Annotated in this window: 19 protein-coding genes and 1 pseudogene; 14 read left to right on the top strand and 6 right to left on the bottom strand. The window is 32.9% G+C overall.

Annotated elements, in window-relative coordinates; genetic code table 11:
• Positions 1–74: 74 nt before the first annotated feature.
• Both ACQH1V_RS07275 and ACQH1V_RS07270 read right to left on the bottom strand, forming a co-directional pair.
• Positions 75–812, bottom strand: coding sequence for a sugar phosphate nucleotidyltransferase (locus tag ACQH1V_RS07275; protein ID WP_341748964.1), 738 nt, complete (start codon positions 810–812; stop codon positions 75–77).
• Between the two features lies 1 nt (position 813).
• On the bottom strand, positions 814–1,566 hold the full coding sequence (locus ACQH1V_RS07270) for a YebC/PmpR family DNA-binding transcriptional regulator (protein ID WP_341748963.1): 753 nt from the start codon (positions 1,564–1,566) through the stop codon (positions 814–816).
• Between the two features lie 174 nt (positions 1,567–1,740).
• On the opposite strand from ACQH1V_RS07270, the gene coxB reads away from it, so the two are divergent.
• The 3 genes from coxB (at position 1,741) to ctaD (ending at position 5,191) form a co-directional block, all read left to right on the top strand.
• On the top strand, positions 1,741–2,688 hold the full coding sequence (gene coxB, locus ACQH1V_RS07265) for a cytochrome c oxidase subunit II (RefSeq protein WP_425360308.1): 948 nt from the start codon (positions 1,741–1,743) through the stop codon (positions 2,686–2,688).
• A gap of 138 nt (positions 2,689–2,826) precedes the next feature.
• The gene (locus tag ACQH1V_RS07260; protein WP_425360307.1) at positions 2,827–3,444 is read left to right on the top strand and encodes a CatB-related O-acetyltransferase; all 618 of its coding nucleotides are present in this window, start codon (positions 2,827–2,829) and stop codon (positions 3,442–3,444) included.
• A gap of 181 nt (positions 3,445–3,625) precedes the next feature.
• On the top strand, positions 3,626–5,191 hold the full coding sequence (gene ctaD / locus ACQH1V_RS07255) for a cytochrome c oxidase subunit I (protein WP_425360306.1): 1,566 nt from the start codon (positions 3,626–3,628) through the stop codon (positions 5,189–5,191).
• 166 nt (positions 5,192–5,357) lie between these two features.
• On the opposite strand, the gene ACQH1V_RS07250 is transcribed toward ctaD, so the two are convergent.
• On the bottom strand, positions 5,358–5,615 hold the full coding sequence (locus tag ACQH1V_RS07250; protein ID WP_094649631.1) for a type II toxin-antitoxin system RelE family toxin: 258 nt from the start codon (positions 5,613–5,615) through the stop codon (positions 5,358–5,360).
• A complete protein-coding gene (locus ACQH1V_RS07245; RefSeq protein WP_133062958.1) occupies positions 5,615–5,860 on the bottom strand; it encodes a hypothetical protein in 246 nt (81 codons plus the stop codon). Before ACQH1V_RS07245 ends, ACQH1V_RS07250 begins: the two co-directional genes overlap by 1 nt.
• Before the next feature lie 251 nt (positions 5,861–6,111).
• On the opposite strand from ACQH1V_RS07245, the gene ACQH1V_RS07240 reads away from it, so the two are divergent.
• The 5 genes from ACQH1V_RS07240 (at position 6,112) to queF (ending at position 12,342) form a co-directional block, all read left to right on the top strand.
• Positions 6,112–7,773 carry a proton-conducting transporter membrane subunit gene (locus ACQH1V_RS07240; protein WP_425360305.1) on the top strand — a complete coding sequence of 554 codons (1,662 nt, stop codon included), beginning with the start codon at positions 6,112–6,114 and terminating at the stop codon, positions 7,771–7,773.
• A gap of 7 nt (positions 7,774–7,780) precedes the next feature.
• The gene (locus ACQH1V_RS07235) at positions 7,781–9,835 is read left to right on the top strand and encodes a S9 family peptidase (RefSeq protein ID WP_425360304.1); all 2,055 of its coding nucleotides are present in this window, start codon (positions 7,781–7,783) and stop codon (positions 9,833–9,835) included.
• Between the two features lie 563 nt (positions 9,836–10,398).
• The gene (locus ACQH1V_RS07230; RefSeq protein ID WP_341748958.1) at positions 10,399–10,764 is read left to right on the top strand and encodes a hypothetical protein; all 366 of its coding nucleotides are present in this window, start codon (positions 10,399–10,401) and stop codon (positions 10,762–10,764) included.
• 389 nt (positions 10,765–11,153) lie between these two features.
• Positions 11,154–11,510 (top strand): DUF4870 family protein, encoded by a 357-nt coding sequence (locus ACQH1V_RS07225; protein WP_425360303.1) that lies wholly within the window; start codon positions 11,154–11,156, stop codon positions 11,508–11,510.
• 1 nt (position 11,511) lies between these two features.
• Positions 11,512–12,342 carry an NADPH-dependent 7-cyano-7-deazaguanine reductase QueF gene (gene queF / locus ACQH1V_RS07220; protein ID WP_425360302.1) on the top strand — a complete coding sequence of 277 codons (831 nt, stop codon included), beginning with the start codon at positions 11,512–11,514 and terminating at the stop codon, positions 12,340–12,342.
• Positions 12,343–12,392: 50 nt separating this feature from the next.
• Here queF and ACQH1V_RS07215 read toward each other — a convergent pair whose 3' ends face one another.
• Positions 12,393–13,451 (bottom strand): hypothetical protein, encoded by a 1,059-nt coding sequence (locus tag ACQH1V_RS07215; protein ID WP_425360301.1) that lies wholly within the window; start codon positions 13,449–13,451, stop codon positions 12,393–12,395.
• 312 nt (positions 13,452–13,763) lie between these two features.
• Here ACQH1V_RS07215 and hflK point away from each other — a divergent pair, with 312 nt between their 5' ends.
• From hflK to ACQH1V_RS07195, 4 genes are all read left to right on the top strand, one after another.
• On the top strand, positions 13,764–14,819 hold the full coding sequence (gene hflK / locus ACQH1V_RS07210) for an FtsH protease activity modulator HflK (protein WP_425360300.1): 1,056 nt from the start codon (positions 13,764–13,766) through the stop codon (positions 14,817–14,819).
• Positions 14,820–14,825: 6 nt separating this feature from the next.
• Positions 14,826–15,683, top strand: coding sequence for a protease modulator HflC (hflC, locus tag ACQH1V_RS07205; RefSeq protein WP_094649661.1), 858 nt, complete (start codon positions 14,826–14,828; stop codon positions 15,681–15,683).
• A 178-nt stretch (positions 15,684–15,861) separates the two neighbouring features.
• Positions 15,862–17,397: a Do family serine endopeptidase gene (locus ACQH1V_RS07200; RefSeq protein WP_425360299.1), complete on the top strand. Its 1,536-nt coding sequence runs from the start codon at positions 15,862–15,864 to the stop codon at positions 17,395–17,397.
• A 179-nt stretch (positions 17,398–17,576) separates the two neighbouring features.
• Positions 17,577–18,332, top strand: coding sequence for a rhodanese-like domain-containing protein (locus tag ACQH1V_RS07195; RefSeq protein WP_425360298.1), 756 nt, complete (start codon positions 17,577–17,579; stop codon positions 18,330–18,332).
• 7 nt (positions 18,333–18,339) lie between these two features.
• Here the strand turns inward: ACQH1V_RS07195 and ACQH1V_RS07190 are convergent, their stop codons facing one another.
• On the bottom strand, positions 18,340–18,477 hold the full coding sequence (locus tag ACQH1V_RS07190) for a hypothetical protein (RefSeq protein ID WP_425360297.1): 138 nt from the start codon (positions 18,475–18,477) through the stop codon (positions 18,340–18,342).
• A 54-nt stretch (positions 18,478–18,531) separates the two neighbouring features.
• Between ACQH1V_RS07190 and ACQH1V_RS07185 the strand changes: the two genes are divergently transcribed.
• Positions 18,532–18,891 carry a Na+/H+ antiporter subunit C gene (locus tag ACQH1V_RS07185; RefSeq protein ID WP_094649174.1) on the top strand — a complete coding sequence of 120 codons (360 nt, stop codon included), beginning with the start codon at positions 18,532–18,534 and terminating at the stop codon, positions 18,889–18,891.
• Positions 18,892–18,896: 5 nt separating this feature from the next.
• Positions 18,897–20,171, top strand: a pseudogene (locus ACQH1V_RS07180) (proton-conducting transporter membrane subunit); the annotation flags it as partial.
• Positions 20,172–20,204 lie beyond the last annotated feature (33 nt).

Genomic DNA, 20,204 nt, shown 5'->3' with positions numbered 1-20,204 from the left:
AAAGTGGCTCCTCGCAATGACGCTGAAGCTAAATACTAATCGGATTTATAACGTTGCCAATTCAAGTTAATTCACTATATCCCTGCTAACTTAGCAATAGTTCTATTAGCTTCTTCTAGCTCTTGTTTAGTATTTACTCCGACCACTATGTCGTGGTTGGCGGATAGCAAATACGATACTTTTTCGCCATTATCCTTAACGATTTTTACCAGTTCCGTTAAATACAACTCTTTTGATTTATCAGGATTCTTAAAAAAAATAGTAGGTAAATATTTTTTTAACACACCATTGGCAAAAGCCATAATACCAGAATTACAAGTTGTTATAGCTAATTCTTCACTCGTTGCTTGTTTAAATTCAACAATTTTCAAAAAATTTCCTAGTTTATCAGTAACTATTCGCCCATATTGCCCAGGATTATCTCGCTCAAAGCACAAGGTTGTTATGGCAGAATTTGTCGAAACTAGATGTTTTAGTAAATCATTAATAATCTCTGGCGTAATTAAAGGATTATCTCCATAAAGTACGGCTACAATTTTATTGTCATCAATTAAGTCCAAAGCACTATATACCGCATGAGCAGTACCAAGGGGTTCTGGTTGTAAAACAAATTTACAACTATCTTTATAACAAGCAATATGTTTTTCTAATTGCCAGGAGTGGACTAAAATAACTTCATTGCTAACTTGTTGGGCATTGGTTATTACCCTATCAAGCATCGATTTACCACCAACTTTATGCATTACTTTTGGTAAGGTAGATTCCATTCTTCTACCATTACCTGCAGCTAGAACAATAACTTGGCAATCCATATTAAACGTCCTTCATAGTTTCATAAATTGCATCAGATAATTCATAATTACCAAAAACTTTTTGCACATCATCACTTTCTTCTAAAATATCCACTAATTTTAACAACTTCTCGGCTTTATCATTCTCTTCTATAATTATGGTATTTTTAGGCACCCAACCTATGTAAGATTCTTCAGGATGTCCATATTTACTGGTCAGAAATTCAAGAGCTTGCACAAAGTTCTCAATATCTGTATAGATTAAATATGTATCTTCTTCAGAAATCATATCTTTTGCTCCAGCCTCTAGGCTACTTTCAAACATAGCCTCGGTTGTTGCTAAATTTGCTGGATATTGTATTACTCCGAGATGATCAAACATATAGCTGACACTGCCCGTTTCACCTAAATTGCCACCAAATTTGCTAAAAGCCGCCCTAATTTCTGCAGCCGTACGATTTTTATTATCAGTTAAAGCCTCTATTATTATTGCAATTCCACCGGGAGCAAAGCCCTCATATCTAATTTCGGTATAATTTTCGTTGTTATTCGAATCACTTGCCGCACTTATTGCCTTATCTATTCGATCCTTTGGCAAATTTTGACTCCGAGCGGCAGCTATGCTACTCCGCAACCGTGGATTATTACTTATATCAGCCCCTAATTTAGCAGCAGTAATAATTTCTCTAACTAACTTAGTAAAAATTTTTGCCCTTTTTTTATCTTGTGCACCTTTTCGATGCTGGATATTTTTAAATTTTGAATGACCTGCCATGTTGTAATCTTAAATCATTATTGAGTAAGCCGAATGTATCAGAAGGCAATTTAAAGTCAATAGTAAATTCCTCAAGTTTTTTCACCATACTTTATTTTTTACTTTAATAAAACTGTATATCGTTTTATATTGTCTAACTATAACATATAGAATTGAGTCCACTAAGTACTATTTATGAAAAAATTTATAATAGACTTGCTGCATAAGTCAAAAATAGTTGAAGGATTTTTAGGAGAAACGAAGCCGAGTACCGCAGTGTACATAAACGTACATGAGGAGCGAAGGCGAGTTTCGACGACAAAATCATCAACTAGATTGACTTATGTAGCAAGTCTAATTTTATATCTCTTATTTGCTCACGATTGCCTAGCATCAGAACCTCAGGCATGGCAAATGCTGTTACAGACTCCAGCCAGTCATCTTATGGAAGAGCTTCAGGAGTTTCATAATTTCCTACTGCTCATATCAGGAGGAATAGTTGCTTTTATCATTGTTTTATTAATTTATGTTTGCATCAGATTTAATGCCAAAGCCAATCCTATTCCAGCAAAATTTTCTGATAATATATTGGTTGAAATTATTTGGACGATAATTCCTATAGTTATTTTAATTATTATTGCTGTACCATCATTTCGTGTTGCACGTATTGCAGAAGATATTCCTGAAATAGACATGACGGTTAAAGTTGTAGGATATCAGTGGTATTGGCACTATATCTACCCTGATCATAATAATCTTGAATTTGATAGTTGTTTAATTACTGATGAAAACTTAAAACCTGGTCAAAAAAGATTATTAGAAGTTGATAATCGTATTATTATACCAGAAAATACTACCGTAAAATTTTTAATTACTGCAGGGGATGTTATACATAGTTTTGCAGTACCAGCATTAGGTATAAAGCTCGATGCTGTGCCTGGCAGAGTTAACGAAACCTGGACTAAAATTAGTAAAAAAGGTGTGTATTATGGTCAGTGTTCAGAGCTTTGTGGTGTTAATCATGGCTTTATGCCTATTGCCATTGAAGTAGTAAGCAAAGAAGAATTTCAAGATTGGTTGATTGCGGCAAAAACAAAATTTTCTATGAAAGTAAAGACAAACGTTATTGCGATGAAACCATGAGGACGACGAAGCAATAAATTGTCATTTTCGTTTCGGTGCGGAATCTAAGACCCCTGCTTACGCAGGGGTGACACTAAGTCGAGCAGGTATGACACTAAGTCGAGCAAGGATAACATTAACTAAATGAACAAGAGCCATATGGTACACTCCAACAATCACTATCCACATATTTACCAAAAACATGTTAAAGAAATTATATTTTTAAAACATTTTATTCATAATCCTAACATAATGGTAGGTGATTATACTTATTATCATGATCACCGATATCCAGAACATTTTGAATGTAATAACGTTGTAGGATATTATCAGTGTAAATTAATTATTGGTAAGTTTTGTACTATTGCTAGAGGAACTACTTTTATTGCGGATGATGTCAATCACCCAATGGATGGTTTTTCTACTTATCCATTTTTTATTTTCGAAGGTTGGAATAATTATATACCAACTCTTAATAAAGGAAGGAGTACAATAGTTGGTAATGATGTGTGGTTTGGTACTAATGCAGTCATTATGCCGGGAGTCACAATAGGAGACGGAGCAATTATTGGAGCATATGCAGTGGTTACTAAGGATGTACCACCTTACTCTATCGTTGCAGGTAATCCTAGTAGAATTATAAAAAAAAGATTCTCCGATGATATAATTAATGAGTTAGTACAAATAAAATGGTGGAATTGGGATTATGATAAAGTTACTAGAAATATCAAGCTCATAGTAGGAGCAGATATTGAGCAACTTAAAAAGTGTGAATAGGTATAGTCAATTGATGAGAAGTTGGGGACGTTGTCGCTCGCCTATTACTTATAGGCGTCACTCCATCGCTCCTAGCCCCAAATTCTCCTGAATTGACTATAAAACGTAGACGCCTATGCGAAATATGCTACTCTTTATGACTTTTCTGCTATAATAATCTCAAGATAGAAAAGGATAATTTATGAATCAAACAACAGATCATCACCAAACCCCTAAAGGTATAAAAAGATGGATTTTCTCTACCAATCACAAAGATATTGGCATAATGTATATTATATTTGCCATATTTGCTGGGATTGTTGGAGGGTTATTTTCTGTTATTTTTAGGCTAGAATTAGCAATGCCCGGTGGGCATATATTAGGGGCAAATTACCAACTATATAATGTATTAATTACTGCTCATGCGATAATTATGGTATTTTTCATGATTATGCCAGCTTTATTTGGTGGGTTTGGTAATTATTTTGTACCAATTTTAATAGGTGCACCGGACATGGCTTTTCCAAGGCTAAATAATATAAGTTTTTGGCTGCTTGTTCCTGCTTTTATGTTATTAATGCTTTCGGCTTTTGTTGATGGTGGTGCAGGTACTGGCTGGACGCTTTACCCCCCTCTAAGTACTCTAGTGGGACATCCTGGGGCAGCAGTCGATATGGCTATTTTAAGTTTACATATTACAGGACTTTCTTCTATTCTTGGTTCAATCAATATGATTGTTACTATCTTTAATATGAGAACCGATGGTATGGGGTTATTTGAAATGCCTCTATTTATTTGGTCAATTCTGGTTACTGCCTTCTTGCTGATACTAGCAATTCCAGTATTAGGTGGTGCAATAACCATGTTATTGACTGATCGAAACTTTGGTACTACTTTCTTTAAACCTGAAGGGGGCGGAGATCCAGTATTATTTCAGCATTTATTTTGGTTTTTTGGTCATCCAGAAGTATATATCGTAATATTGCCAGGGTTTGGGATAGTTAGTCAGGTTCTTTCTACTTTCTCTCGTAAGCCGATATTTGGTTATTTAGGTATGGTGATAGCTATGGTAATTATAGGGTTTGTCGGTTTTATAGTTTGGGCTCATCATATGTTTACTGTTGGTCTTTCATACAATACATTAATCTATTTTACCGCTGGTACAATGATTATCGCGGTGCCTACTGGTATTAAAATATTTAGCTGGATTGCCACAATGTGGGGAGGATCAATTACTTTTGAAACCCCTATGTTGTTTTCCATAGGGTTTATCTTGTTATTTACTATTGGTGGAGTTACCGGCATAATATTATCAAATTCGGCAATCGATAGAATTTTACATGATACATACTATGTGGTAGCACATTTTCACTACACTATGTCGCTTGGGGCTTTATTTACTGCATTTGCTGGATTCTATTATTGGTTTGGTAAAATATCAGGAAGACAATATCCTGAAATGATGGGCAAAATTCATTTTTGGATTACGTTTATCGGCGTTAATTTGACATTTTTCCCTCAGCATTTTCTGGGATTAGCTGGGATGCCAAGAAGAATACCGGACTATCCGGATGCTTTTGCCGGCTGGAATATGGTATCATCTATCGGAGCAGTTATTTCCTTTATTGCGGCTCTTTACTTTGTATTCATTGTTATTTACACTCTGAAATATGGCAAAAAATGCCCAAATAATCCTTGGGGCGATGGGGCTAATACTCTCGAATGGACAGTATCTTCTCCTCCACCATTCCACACTTTTGACGTATAGTCAATTCAATTCAGGAGAATTTGGGAGCTAGGAACGATGGAGCGACGCCTATAAGTAATAGGCAAGCATTGAGCGACAAAGTCACCAACTTCTCATCAATTGACTATAAAGGGAAAGGCTGAAATTAAAGGTGATATACTTAACCCAATTGATGAAAGGTGGGAGGCTAATGATTATAGCAATCTTTGCGGTGTTGAATTATTAATATCTTAATTGTCGTATCTATTATTTGATAAATCACTCTATAATCACCAATCCTGAGGGAGCGACAACCTTTGAGGCTATGTTTTAAAGGTTTGCCAAATTTTATTGGATCAGATAATAGCTTTTTTTCAATGGTTATTTTTATTAAAGATTTTACTAGTGTAGGAAGCTTAGAGATATCTTTGTGTATAACTTGATCTGAATAAAGAAGATTATACATTATTTCCAACTGTCCATATGACTAATCCATTCCTTAGTATTATCTATTCGTTCATCTGCTAATTTAGCTAATATTTTGTCCTCTTGAAGTTCTAAACTAGTTATAATAAGATCCTTTGCTATTTTAGATAGGGATTCATTGTTGATTTTAGCAATATCAACAATTTCATTAAATATTTTCTCGTCTAAAGACACTAATAATCGTTTAGCTGCCATAAGATCGCTCCAATTGTATTTATTATTCAATAGCATCACATCTGATACAGAATGTCAATAAGGGGAGTTGACATAGCAATTATACGTTAATATGAATTTACTATATTATACGATCAATATACTATATGATTATTAGTATCTGATTAGCTAACCAGAATAAGTTTTTGATACTACTCTAAGCCCCCCTAAACGTCATTGCGAGAAGCAGCTTTGATTCGTTGCTACTAGGAGGAATTATCAAAACCTTAACTGATCAGCTATATAAAACCATAATCTAGTTAATGATGATTTACCCTACCTTACTTATTCTTTTGTTTATCCTGTTTCTCTATTTTAAATTTAGAAAGACATTTTATATTACCTCAATAATCTATCCAATAATTGCTGGTATATTATTAATTAACAACCAAAATGAGGCGGTAATTAATCTATATAATAATAGTTTTATTATTAATTTTAGTAATGAAAATAAATTAATAGCACTTGCTTTTATGGTGATAACGTTGGGGACTAACCTATATGCCATTAGCCAAAACAGAAAATTTGAGGTATTGATAGGTAGTTTATACTCAGCCTCTTCCTTGATCTGTTTATTTGCTGGGGATTTTATCTCGATGTTTGTTGCTCTAGAAATGATGATGATATGTGCCACTTTGTTAATTTTTTACGGTAATTGTAAAAATAGTATTAGGGCGGCAAGACAGTATTTCCTTACGCATCTTATAAGTGGTAGTCTTATCTTAATAGGGATTAGTTATATAATCACCAATAGTTCTAACATACAAATTATTTCTCTTAGCCAATTGATAGAGAACAGAGATGCTTCTTTTATCTTTTATGTTCTAATACTTAGTGGTTGCTTAATTAATGTAGCGAGCATACCTTTTTCCGGATGGATTGTTAATTGTTATCCATTTGTCTCAACTTCAGGGATGATATATTTAACCAGCTTTACTAGTAAAATATCGATCATTATACTTCTTAAATTATTTAGTGGTTTAGAAATACTTAAATTCTTTGGATTATTAATGATTATATATGGTGGGGTTTATGCTTGTATAGAAGATAACATCAAGAGATTAGTCTGTTATCTTACTGTTTCTCAGCTTGGATTCATGGTGATTGCCATTGGCACAAAATCTCAACAAGCAAATTTAGGAATCATAGTTTTTCTTTTTGTCCATATATTGTATAAAGCTTTATTTGGTCTATATGTTGCTATATTAATAGATAAAGGTAATGTAGAAAATTGCTCTGAGATAAAAGGGCTTTACTCATGGAGAAGCCCTTTATTGCTTGGTAGTTCAATAGTTAGTGTATTATTCATTATAGCCTTACCTCCTCTTGCTAGTTTTGTTAGCAAAATTATTGTGACCAATGTTTTGAATCAGGATATTAATTATTATGCTATTTTCCTATTAAAAATTATAACATGTGCGGCTTTATTTTCTACGGTTAAATACAAATCTCTGACTAAGGACTTTTACCCTATAGTGAATATTTTGAGCAAAGTCAGCTTATTGGTCATGCTATCATTTGTATTGGCAACTAATTTCTTTTTAGAGCAAGGCTTAAAATTAGTATGGTCATCTTATCCTGTTGAAACACTTGATATAAATTGGTTGGATATAGTAAAGCAAATAGTAATAATAATAATAGGTATATTGCTTAGTGTGGTTTTTAGTAAAAAGATTTCTAGACGTTCAACTGCTAACATAAATTTAGATTTATTTCAGTTTGTTGAAAATAATTTTCGTCGTATTTATTACAAATATCACTTAGTGGGACACGATTTTAATGATAGACTAGGGGCGGAATACCCTGTTTTGAAAAGAGTAGAAAAAAATGCTTTACGTAAGATAAAATCTTTGCATAATCAATCAACAAGTCTATTAGTCGTAATTATATCGTTAATTACTTTTATAATAATAAGCACTAAATGAGGGCAAAATGCAGCCACCTATAGCCGATAAGATCGATTACAGTTTTACATTGCACGGTAAAAAATTTACAGATCAATATAACTGGCTTAGAGATATCGAATGGCCTAATGTTAGCGATAAAAAAATCATAGAATATTTACAGGCAGAAAATAAATATTCCGAGCAATTTTTTGAGCCATTACAAAAAGAAAAAGATAAAATATTTGAGGAGTTAAAGGGCAGAATTAAACTTGCTGATCAGTCAACTTACGTAAAAAAAGATAATTACTATTATTATACCAGAACTGAAGAAAATGCTGAATATCCTATATATTGCCGAAAAATTGGGTCAATAGATGCTCCGGAAGAAATTATATTAGATATCAATGTTATTGCTAAAGATAATAAATTTACTGATCTAGGTCTAGTATCAATCTCTCCCGATCATATGCTACTAGCTTATAGTGTTGATTTTACCGGGGATGAAAAATATACAATTAAAGTCTATAATTTAAAGACCAAAGAATATTTACCAGATGAAATACATAATGTGAGTCGCACTATAATTTGGCATGAATATCTGAAAGGGTTCTTTTATATGCCGATTAATGAGAATTTTCGTCATGATAAATTAATGATTCACTTCATAGATCATGCAATTTCCGATGATAAGTTAGTACATCATATAACAGATCCATTATATCAGTTGAACGTTAGTAAGTCATCCAGTCGACAATATATTTTCGTTGATGTATCTGGTCATGATGCAAATGAAACATATGTTCTAGCAATGTGGGATCATAGCTTTGAGCCTAAGCTTCTTAGACCTCTAAAGGGAGGAGTTTTTTATGATGTTGAGCATAATGGTGATAATTTTTATATTAATACCAATGAAGGGGCAAAAAACTTTCGCATAGTGTTAGTAAATGTGCGTAATTTTCAAAATGATTTATGGGAAAATAATTATATACCAGAAGACCCAACTAAATATTTAGCTAGTTTTAATATTACTAACAATTATTTAATAGTTAATTATCGTGATCAAGGATTACCAGTTATTAAAATAAAGCATCTTAAAGAGCAGAATGAAAAAATTATTCATTTCCCGGATGCTGCTTTTACTGCTTCAGCCTTCTCTACTAATTTTGATGAAGATGATATTCGAGTAAATTATTCTTCGCTTGCTAGACCGAACACCACTTATAGTTATGATTTTAACAGTGAGCAACTATCAATATTGAAAGTACAGGAAATACCAAGTGGCTTTAATCCTGAAGAATATATGGTGGAAAGAATATTTGCTGATAATGATGGGGTTAAAGTACCAATTACCTTATTATATAAAAAATCATTATTTAACAAGGATGGGAAGAATCCTTTATATTTATATGGTTATGGTTCATATGGTATCAGCATACCAGTATCCTTTAGGAATACCGCTATTTCTCTTGTAGATCGTGGGTTTGTTTATGCTCTTGCTCATATTAGAGGTGGAGACGATCTTGGGCATGATTGGTATCAAGCTGCTAAATTCCTCAATAAAAAAAGAACTTTTGATGACTTTATTGTTTCTGCTAAACAGTTAATTAAAGAAAAATATACTAGCCAGGGTAATATAGTAATTTGTGGGGGAAGTGCAGGGGGGATGTTAATTGGAGCGGTCATTAATGAACAACCAGAATTATTTAAAGCAGCCCTTGCCCATGTGCCTTTTGTTGACGTATTAAATACTATGCTCGATGAAGAACTGCCATTAACCCCTAGTGAATTTAAGGAGTGGGGCAATCCTAAAGAGCTAGATTATTTTAACTATATTAAGTCTTATTCTCCGTATGATAATATAAAAGCTCAAAACTACCCGAGTCTATTTATCACGGCTGGAATTTCTGACCCTAGAGTTGGGTATTGGGAAGCAGCTAAATGGGCAGCAAAGATTCGAGCAACAAAAACAGATAATAACATATTATTGCTAAAAACTAATATGGATTCAGGGCATAAAGGCTCTTCTGGTCGTTTCGATTATCTAAAAGAAGCAGCCGATGAGATAATATTTATATTTAGGGTTTTTGATATAGTCAATTGATGATAAGTTGACTATATTTAAACTTGTCATTCCCGCTTCTTCCCATTGTCATTCCCGCATAGGCGGGAATCTAGACCCCTGCTTACGCAGGGGTGACACTAAGTTATAAATTGTCATTCCCGCGTAGGCACATAGGCGTCAGCTTAAGAAAATAAGTCGTCATTGCGAGCCACCGTAGGTGGCGTGGCAATCTATTTCTAATCACTTTTCTGGATTGCTTCGTTGACCTTACGGTCTCCTCGCAATGACGGTTTTTCAATTCTTGTTTTCTTAAATTGACGCTTATGTGAGTATGTGGCAATCTAAGATCCCTGCTTACGCAGGGGTGACGGTATAGTAAAGCAGGGGTGACAACCATTATCCTATATTTTATTCAAATCTGCAAAAAAACTTGATTATCGAGTATAAGGTGAGTTATACCACATAATATCTATAAATATTAAGATAATTTAAAATATTTACAAATTTTTATCTCGAAACTATTAGTACAACCATAAAAATCATTATACTTCTTAGGTTCTGCATGCAGAACCTAATTGAAATCAATATATGGTAATAAATTTATGGTAAACAAAATAAATATATCTAATGTTATTAAATTCCCTTCCCCATTTGAACGCCTTAAATCATACACTAGTTCACCTGATGTCATCTTACGTAAAGCTATTATTACCCAAGCAATTATTGATGCAACCAATATATCAGAATTACGTGTTGCAAAAAAGCTTGAACTAGAAGCAAAATCATGGATTTTTGGTGGTAGCGAATCTTTTAAGACAACTTGTATGGAAGGTGAGATTGAACCAGCTTTTGTAGTAAAGGTAACCAAGGAAATTATAGAGCTACATAAGAGCAAATCTAACTTTAGAAAGCAATCGCAACAAAAATCAGTAAATAGTAAAAAATCATTATTTAAAACAAAATTATAGGTAGATTTATTATCTATCAAATATTATAATAAATATGTTATAATTCAGGTATAATTACGACTAGAGCCTCGTCTTTTAGTTAATTATCAGTTGGTATAAGCATCTCAGGGTAATGAAGCTGCTTATATTTTAGTTAGAACAATCATCAAGCCATTATAAAAATTTAAAATAATGGCTTGAAATTCATATGATTATATACTAGTTGTATAATTATAGGCAACCCTATTAGCATTACTCTGCTATTAGCGAGGGGGTGATGAAACAATGTTGTTTTGTCTCATACCTGCAGGGATTCCTGCCATTGTTAAGAATGACAACTTACAATTGCTTTGTCAACCTACGCTCTTTCTTGCAATAACGGTAGATATACTAATTTTAAAGAGATGAAAATGGATAAGGAAGTTAGAAAATATATAGCAGCCGGAAGAACTAATCTAGTGGTAATTTATATATTATTTTTGTGTGGAATAGTTGCTCCGTTATTACCTATTATTGGTGCAGTTTTTTCCTATATTAATAAGGATATTAAAAATAAATATTTATCTAGCCATTATATTTTTATATGGCGGACTTTTTGGATAGGATTCGTTGGTATGATGATATCTATAATAACCACTATAATACTAATTGGACCTGTATTGTATATATGTTTGTTGGTGTGGTTTATATTAAGGATTGCTATGGGTTTCAAATATTTATTAAATGGTGTAGAACATCCGAATTACATGACTTACTGGATAAAATAAAATGGATTTTGAAACTATACTCGGCAAGCAAACTGCGTATATAGATGTGTACGATAATAGTTTATTACAGCCAATTAGTCGTAAATTTGCTAGAGAGCAATTACAGATAATAGGTGATTTACCTTTTTATGGCTTTGATATTTGGAATTGTTATGAGGTCTCTTGGCTAAACCAAACTGGTAAACCTGAGATACGGATATTGGAATTTATGGTGAGTAGCGATTCACCTAATATTATAGAATCAAAGTCACTAAAACTTTACTTAAATTCTTTTAGTAATACTAAGCTTAACAGTTCAGAGCAAGTAATAGAGTTAATTACCAGGGATTTAGGTCTAATATTTGGGTCAGATGTAATAGTGTTTTTAAAAGATTTAGAGTCATATGATGGCACTAGGCTGCAGTCTTTTTCAGGTATAAATCTCGATAAATTAGATGTGACAATTACTAGTTTTGAAATTAGTCAAAATTTGCCAAAATTATTGGAAGATAATACGAAGATCGTCGATGAGGTACTATATTCTAATTTGCTCAAATCAAATTGTTTAGTGACTAATCAACCAGATTGGGCATCAGTACAAATTAGCTATCGAGGCAAAAAAATTAACCATAGTTCTTTATTAAAATATTTGGTGTCATTTCGTAATCATAATGAGTTTCATGAACAATGTGTTGAGCGTATTTTTTGTGATATTAGTAAGTTTTGTACACCCGATGAATTAACTGTTTATGCCAGATATACAAGACGTGGAGGCATAGATATTAACCCTATAAGGTCTAGTAGCAATCTAGATGTTACAAAAATTAGCAATTTAAGACATATTCGTCAATAATTACTGAGTAGCTAATGATTTAAATGCACACGATTAAAAAAATATTAGTACTAAACATTTGTTACCCCGTCATCACCAACTAAATCAACAGTAGAATCATTATAATTATCACCATTGCCTGATTTGAAATGTTTATAGCAGCAAGCAGCAATACTACCCAGCAATGCTGCCCCCACTCCCAGAAATGTTAATGTAAGGGGAAGTGAAAATGAATTTGTAGTATTTTGCTTGGATGGGGTTGCTGTAAAATCAAGAAATTCCTCAAGTTCTTTATTAGGCTCTGTAGTATCTGCAGCAGATTCTTGCTGAGTGGTAGAACTTTCTAAAGAATTTGTTTGTTGATGCGATTGTAGTATTTGTTGAATCGCTTTGTATATAGGCAAATTTTTATCAGTTATACCTTTGATATTAAGAGAGATAATATCAGTCTTTTCAACGGCTGATAGAAATTCTCCTGAATTTTCTAGATCGAGTGGATTTATATTGTTTTTTGATACCTTCAATTCCTTAATTTTACTGCCTTTAAGCCCTAATATAAGATTTGTTAGTTCTTGAGCTCTTACATGGGAGTCTGATATCTCTAATGTAGCAATGTTGGTTTTTGCTATTTCTTCAGCAATTTTATACAAATCATGAGTATTTAGACTATTTGGTTTAAAAACCAAGTTAGTAATATTAGTCTTTTGCAATTCTTGTAGAAATTGTACTACCAGTTCTGTGTCTATGTTGGGAATAGACACAGTTAGCTCACTAATTGTAGTATTTTCACACGCTTGTATAATCTGTTTTATTTCTTGGTATCCTAGATTCTCCAATAAAACCAACTTATTAAAAGTGTTATTTTTTACTTCCTTTGTAAAAATCTCTATATTAAATCCATTCTCTCTAATAATTATAGCATGATCTCCGGATTGATGAAATAGCCAATCATTATCTAATGTTTCATGCGTAATTAGCAAGTGAGGGTTATTTTTGGCTATAGCATTAAGGCTATAATTGTCTAGGGTTGTATTATTGGTGAAATTGCTAGAGTTCTTAAAAAACCTTCCGGCAGCAGCATTTGCAACAGCACAGAAGGTGATAAGATAACTAAGGGAAAAATATTTCATAAAAATCGCGTCCTATTTGTAAATATTAATTAATGTTTAATTTAACAAAAAAGTTAACATAAACTATTAAAATTGATAAAATAGCTTTTTTATATAGAAGTCAAGATTTAATTTCAAATATATTATGATCCATTCTTTACTTTTGAATTTATAATTGCTGTTTTTTTTTGGTAACGAACTTGACGCAGTTAGAGATACAAGATATAATTAATTAGTTATCGCAGACCGCCTCCTAATTTATTTTATAAGGTATTAGTGCTAACTATATTTAGTGATATAATATACAAATTAACAAAATAGCAATAGCATAAAATGTTTAATCAAATTTTAAAAAAATCCCCTTGGGGAGATTCTGAAGAGGATGAAAAAGGTGAATATAATATATTTACTAGACCAAGGAAAAAAAATAAGTTTAATTTCCAGGAATTTTTTAATAATTTTGGTTTCAACAACAACATAATGATATTAGTGTGTTTATCATTAGTTGCCATTTGGTTTGCTTCCGGAGTTTATGAAGTTAAGGAGGGCGAAGAGGCAGCCGTAATGAGGTTTGGTCAATTTGTTCGCAAAGGGTCTCCTGGTTTGAATTATCACCTTCCTCTGCCATTTGAACAGGTAGTAGTTGAGAAGGTAAACCAATCTCGGAGAATTGAGATTGGTTATAGATCGGCAAATAACCTTAGATCTAATACGGATAATACAAAAGCTATAATGGCTGAAAGCACTATGCTTACAGGTGATGAGAATATTGTTGCACTAAATTGTGACGTAATGTGGCATATTAGCGATTTGGAAAAATATATTTTTAATATTGTCAATCCAGAAGAGTCGGTAAAAATAGTTGCTGAAAGTGCGATAAGAGAAGTGATCGGCAATACCCCTATCTCTTCAATATTATCAGACCAAAAACAAGAAATTACTAATAAAATTGAGGCTTTAACCAGGGAAATCCTTGTTCATTATAATGCTGGTGTTGAAATTGAAAAAGTACAACTACTAAAAGCTGAGCCACCAGTTGAAGTAATCGATGCTTATAGGGATGTACAAACTTCTAAAGCTGATAAAGAACGGGAAATAAATCAGGCGCTATCCTATAATAATGATATTTTGCCTAAAGCAAGGGGTGAAGCTGCTAGAATATTGCAAGAAGCGGAAGGTTACAGGCAAGAAGTTATCTCAAAGGCTGAAGGGGATAGTAAGAGATTTGCTGCTGTCTATACACAATATGTTGCTAATAAATCGATAACTAAGGATCGTCTTTACTTAGAAGCTATAGAAAAAATTCTAACGGATACCAGTAAGGTTATTATGGGTACTAATGGCGTTTTGCCGCATATGGCAATTCAGCAAAATAAAATTAAGGAGTAGTACTGGATGAAGACAATTTATTATATAAGTTTTGTAGCTCTTGGATTATTCTTAGCAGTTATTAGTGCTTTGTTTACTGTTGATCAACGTTATTCTGCTGTGGTATTTCAATTCGGTGAAGCAGTAAGGACAATTGAAAAACCTGGATTAAATATCAAAATTCCATTTATTCAAAATGTTGAGTTTTTTGATAAACGTATCTTAAACGTAGAGGCAGAGGCAAAGGAGCTAACTGCTTCTGATGGAAAAAGGGTAATCGTTGATGCTTTTGCCAAATTTCGTATTACTGATCCTGTGATGTTTTATAAAACTGTTCATAACTACCAGGGCGTTAAAATTAGGCTTAATAAAAACCTAGAATCTTCAATGAGAAAAGTTATAGGTAGATTACCTTTAACTAGCCTTCTTACCAATGAGAGATCTGAGATAATGTCAAATATCCTAAATCAAGTTAATCAAGAGGCAAGAAATTTTGGACTTGATGTAATTGATGTTAGAATTCTAAGAGCTGATTTACCGAAAGAAAATAGTGCGGCAATTTATCGTCGTATGCAAACTGCTCGTGAAAAAGAGGCAACTCAAATAAGAGCTGAAGGGCAAGAAGAAGGATCTCGAATAAGATCAAGAGCTGATAAAGAAAGTAAAATATTGCTTGCTGAAGCTTATATGCAATCTCAAATTATTAAAGGAGAAGGAGATAGGGAGTCAGCCAAGATATATAACCTTGCTTATTCTGTTGATCCAGAATTTTATAAATTCTATAGATCGTTGGAAGTATATAAAAATACTTTAAAGAAAGAGGATACTTCTTTTGTGTTGTCTCCAGAAGCCGAGTTATTTAAATATTTAAATTTGGGGAAATAATAGTTAATTGATGACGTTTGGTTTACATATATGTCATTGCGAGACCACATAGTGGTCGTGGCAATCTATTTTAATCACTTTCCTGGATTGCTTCGTCGACCTTGCGGTCTCCTCGCAATGACGGTTAGTTATTTTCAGTTTTTCGTAATGACGTTTTACAGTTAATTAAATAGATGATATGGTTCAAAATATTATTAAGTATAATAATTTACTAAAATATTTATTTATAGCTTTTCTGATGAGCCTATGGTTGGCATCATCTGTTTTTGCTGAAAATATTCCATTAAATCAAATTTCGTTAACTAAGGATGCTGCTACTGAGGAATCTAGTGTACCATCAATAAAAGCCTCTGAATCTCCTCGCTATAGTTTTGCCGATATTGTTGAGCCACTTATTCCAGCTGTGGTAAATGTTTATACCGTACAATATAGTCAAAAGTCAGAAGATTTTCATAAAAAATCTTTTGAATATTTTCCGTTTGATTATTTAAATGAACTTTTGGAGCGTTTTAATTTACCTTTTAATTTTGATGAAATGTATTCAAATCCTAAATCTGTTCCGCTTGGTTCTGGTTTTATTATAGATGCGGCTGGTTTTATTGTTACTAACCATCATGTAGTTGCTAATGCGGATGAGATTCACGTAAAATTAACTGATAATAGAGAAATGTTAGCTAAATTAGTAGGTAGTGATCAAAAAACCGATCTTGCTCTTTTAAAAATTGAGGCAGAAAATCCTTTGCCTTTTGTAAAATTTGGGGATTCTGGTAAAGCTAGGGTAGGGGATTGGGTTATTGCTATCGGTAATCCTTTTGGTAGACTTGGAGGAACTGTCACTGCTGGTATCATATCTTCAAAAGGGCGTGATATTGATAGTGGTATAGTAGATGATTTTATACAAACTGATGCGGCTATCAATAATGGTAATTCCGGTGGACCAATGTTTAATATTGATGGTGAAGTTATAGGAGTCAATACCGTAATGTTCTCACCTTCTGGGACTAATATTGGTATTGGATTTGCCATTCCATCTAATACCACCAAATCAATTATCAACCAACTAAGGCAAAATGGAAAAATTAATCGTGGTGGTCTTGGGATAATAATTCAAGAAGTAACTAATGAAATAGCTGAAGGATTTGGGTTAAAAGAAGCCTATGGAGCATTAGTAGTGGAAGTGCAAAAAGATGGTGCAGGTGAGAAATTTGGTATAAAGCCTGGAGATGTAATAATAGAGTTTGCTGGACAACCAGTAAAAAGTTCAAGAAGGTTACAGGTAATGGTTGCTGAAGCTACCGTTGATCAAGAGGTAAAAATTGTAGTCGTACGTGATGGTAAGAATCACGAGCTAAGTGGTAAGATTAGTCAAGAAGAGGAACCAGAGGCTAGAATAGCAAGCGATAAGGTGAGTGATAAAACCTCTATTGTAAAAAATAATATTACTTTTAGTAATTTAACCGATAATTTTAAACAAAAATTCGCCATTGGCAATAAAGCTAATGGTATTATTGTAACTGATCTTGCTAAGGATGGAAAAAATTATAAATTTAAAGTTGGTGATTTAGTAATAGCATGTAATCAACAACCAATAATTTCAGTAGAGCAGTTAAATTTGTTGTATGAAAATGCCAGAGCTATGAAGAAACAAAATATAATCTTATTGGTACAGAGGAGGGGTGTTTCTATGTTTATAGCTTTGCCGGTAACAAATTAGATTTGGTATTTTTATAAAAAGATGTCACCTCTGCTTGACTTAGTGTCACCCCTGCTTCGGTGCGGGGTCTTAGATTCCGCACCGAAGCAGGAATGACAATTTAACTTGGAATTACAATAGTTGTGGGAGACTGTTGGAAATAAATATGCTTTTTAAATTTAAAAAATATAATGTTTACTATGGATAATAATGTTAAAATATCAGTATTAAGTTTTTATAGTTTTACTAAACTAGAAAATCTTGAAGTTTTGCTGCCAAAGATTTTATATCTTGGCAAGAAAAGAGGGGTTAGGGGGACTATTCTTTTAGCTCCTGAAGGGTTTAATGGTTCAATTTCTGGAGCAAAAGAACAGGTAAATTTTTTATTAGATGAAATTATTAGCCTTACGTTAGCGGAAGATGTAAATATTAAAATAAATTACTGTGATATTCATCCTTTTCAAAAATTGAGAATAAAGCTTAAAAAAGAAATTATTGCTATGGCAGTTGGCGATATTGATATTGCCAATCTTAAGGGAGAGTATATTGAAGCAAAAGATTGGGACAAGTTCATTAGCCAAAATAATGTGGTAGTAATAGATACTAGGAATGACTATGAAGTGTGTATCGGTACTTTTAAAGGTGCTATAGACCCAAAAACAGAGACATTTAAGCAATTTCCAAAATGGGTAGAACAAAATAAAGACCTACTTGTTGGCAAGAAAATAGCGATGTATTGTACTGGTGGAATTAGATGTGAAAAATCAACAGCCTATCTAAAGAAACTTGGTTTTAATGATGTTTACCATCTTAAAGGTGGTATCTTACAATATTTAGAAGATACCCATAATCATAGCAATTTATGGCAAGGAGAATGTTTTGTATTTGATGATAGGAGAGCTGTGGCAAGTGACCTATCGCCGGCTGAAGGGCATTGGTTGCAACGCGGTGATTAATATATAGTCAATTGATGAGAAGGAACGTCATCGCTTGCCGTTCTCCTATTACTTTAGGCGTCGCTCCATCGTTCCTAGCCCCAAATTCTCTTGAATTGACTATACGCATGGCATAAAAGTAATAGAAAAAACAACCTGACGTCATTGCAATGATATTGGGTGTATTAATTAAGGAACAATGTTTTTAGAAGCTATATATATCTCAAAAATTTTATATTTTTTAACACTGCTCGTATTAACTAGTGGTTTGTTTATAATGTTAATCAGTGATAATTATGTTCGTAAAATCATAGGGCTTAGTGTTATGCAAAGCTCTGTGCTAATTTTTTACCTGATGCTTGGTAAGGTAAATGGGGGTATTGTGCCAATTGAGCGTAGTTTACTGCAGAATTCTCAGCTTTATGTAAGCCCATTACCTCAGGTGCTAATGCTCACGGCTATTGTTGTTGGTTTTGCTACATTGTCATTAGGGCTTAGCTTGATTTATCGTATTTCTAAGCAATTTAATACTATATCGGAGCATGAAATTAATTTTAGCGAAGCGACTCCGAATGATTGAAATAAATGATATTAATTAAACATTTTCCAGCTTTACAAGTATTGTTGCCATTTTTTGGGGCATTATTTTCAATACTAACTTTTCGTTATGTGCGTGTCACTCGAATTATAGCAGTTATTTCGATTGCACTAAGTTTATTTTTAAGTATTTATGGATTATCGGTAATTAATAAAGGTACCATATCATATGATTTTGGTAATTGGCATGCCCCCATAGGTATTGAATATAGACTAGACTACCTGAATCAACCTATAATTACCTACATTAATGGCGTATTATTATTTTTTCTAATTTTCTGTAACAAATTGCTGGCAACTACCGTACTTAAATTTATTGATCAAAAAAGGCAATCGTTATTTTACGCACTTTTATTATTTGCCCATAGCGGATATCTCGGTATATTGAGTACTAATGACCTTTTTAACCTTTATGTATTTATTGAAATATCTTCATTAAGTGCTTATGCCCTAATAGCACAGGGTAATAACCCCAAGGCTGTTATCGGTGCTTTCGATTATCTTATGCTCGGTACAGTCGGGGCAACTTTGATATTAATAGCCATTGGATTTTTATTGAGTAGTACTGGTAGTCTCAATATGTCAGATGTTTCAATGTTACTTCAAACAAATTATGACTGTAAAATAGTCAAGCTAGCTATTAGTTTTTTTCTAATTGGAGCTATATTAAAAACGGCTTTTTTCCCGATGCATTTTTGGATGATTCGAAGCTATTCTTCGGTTGCTCCGGTCATTTTGACGTATCTTGCCAGTATCTCTAGTATAATGGGTCTTTATATAATATTGAGGTTCATTCATTTTACCATTGATTACAGTATAATCATTAATGATTTAGCAATTTTTATCAAACCGATCGCTTTGGTAACTATTATTTTATGTACATATTTTGCTTGCCGAAGCAAAGAAAAAGTCAGAAATATTGTGATATATTCTTCGGCAGTACAAATTGGTTATATATTTTTGTTATTAGTCGTTCCTAGAGGTGAATTAATCCTAACTCCATTTTTGTTAGCTGATAGCCTTAATAAGATTGCTCTATTTCTAATCATTGCTTATTTTGATACTCATAGCATACCCAGTACCAGTATGTTATGGCGTGTCTTGGTAGTATTTAGTCTAATTTGTAGCTGTGGTTTGCCAATAAGTAGTATGTTTTTCATTAAGCTTTCTATTTTTGAGTTGTTGATTGTTGAAAATCTGTGGCTCGAGTTGGTGATTGTTGTTATCAGTTCTGCTATGTCATTACTTTATCATTATAAGATTGCCAAAAAACTATGTTGGCATCACTCTAATTAT

Source organism: Candidatus Tisiphia endosymbiont of Ceraclea dissimilis (assembly GCF_964030735.1).
GTDB lineage: Bacteria > Pseudomonadota > Alphaproteobacteria > Rickettsiales > Rickettsiaceae > Tisiphia.
This window is presented reverse-complemented; position numbering and strand designations above follow the sequence as displayed.

Coding starts and splice junctions, on each gene's coding strand:
- hflK (WP_425360300.1), top strand. CDS start 13,764: ATGTTTAATCAAATTTTAAAAAAATCCCCTTGGGGAGATTCTGAAGAG.
- ACQH1V_RS07270 (WP_341748963.1), bottom strand. CDS start 1,566: ATGGCAGGTCATTCAAAATTTAAAAATATCCAGCATCGAAAAGGTGCA.
- ACQH1V_RS07215 (WP_425360301.1), bottom strand. CDS start 13,451: ATGAAATATTTTTCCCTTAGTTATCTTATCACCTTCTGTGCTGTTGCA.
- ACQH1V_RS07195 (WP_425360298.1), top strand. CDS start 17,577: ATGGATAATAATGTTAAAATATCAGTATTAAGTTTTTATAGTTTTACT.
- coxB (WP_425360308.1), top strand. CDS start 1,741: ATGAAAAAATTTATAATAGACTTGCTGCATAAGTCAAAAATAGTTGAA.
- ACQH1V_RS07240 (WP_425360305.1), top strand. CDS start 6,112: ATGATGATTTACCCTACCTTACTTATTCTTTTGTTTATCCTGTTTCTC.
- ACQH1V_RS07200 (WP_425360299.1), top strand. CDS start 15,862: ATGGTTCAAAATATTATTAAGTATAATAATTTACTAAAATATTTATTT.
- hflC (WP_094649661.1), top strand. CDS start 14,826: ATGAAGACAATTTATTATATAAGTTTTGTAGCTCTTGGATTATTCTTA.
- ACQH1V_RS07230 (WP_341748958.1), top strand. CDS start 10,399: ATGGTAAACAAAATAAATATATCTAATGTTATTAAATTCCCTTCCCCA.
- ctaD (WP_425360306.1), top strand. CDS start 3,626: ATGAATCAAACAACAGATCATCACCAAACCCCTAAAGGTATAAAAAGA.
- ACQH1V_RS07275 (WP_341748964.1), bottom strand. CDS start 812: ATGGATTGCCAAGTTATTGTTCTAGCTGCAGGTAATGGTAGAAGAATG.
- ACQH1V_RS07235 (WP_425360304.1), top strand. CDS start 7,781: ATGCAGCCACCTATAGCCGATAAGATCGATTACAGTTTTACATTGCAC.
- ACQH1V_RS07225 (WP_425360303.1), top strand. CDS start 11,154: ATGGATAAGGAAGTTAGAAAATATATAGCAGCCGGAAGAACTAATCTA.
- ACQH1V_RS07260 (WP_425360307.1), top strand. CDS start 2,827: ATGGTACACTCCAACAATCACTATCCACATATTTACCAAAAACATGTT.
- queF (WP_425360302.1), top strand. CDS start 11,512: ATGGATTTTGAAACTATACTCGGCAAGCAAACTGCGTATATAGATGTG.
- ACQH1V_RS07250 (WP_094649631.1), bottom strand. CDS start 5,615: ATGTATAATCTTCTTTATTCAGATCAAGTTATACACAAAGATATCTCT.
- ACQH1V_RS07190 (WP_425360297.1), bottom strand. CDS start 18,477: ATGACGTCAGGTTGTTTTTTCTATTACTTTTATGCCATGCGTATAGTC.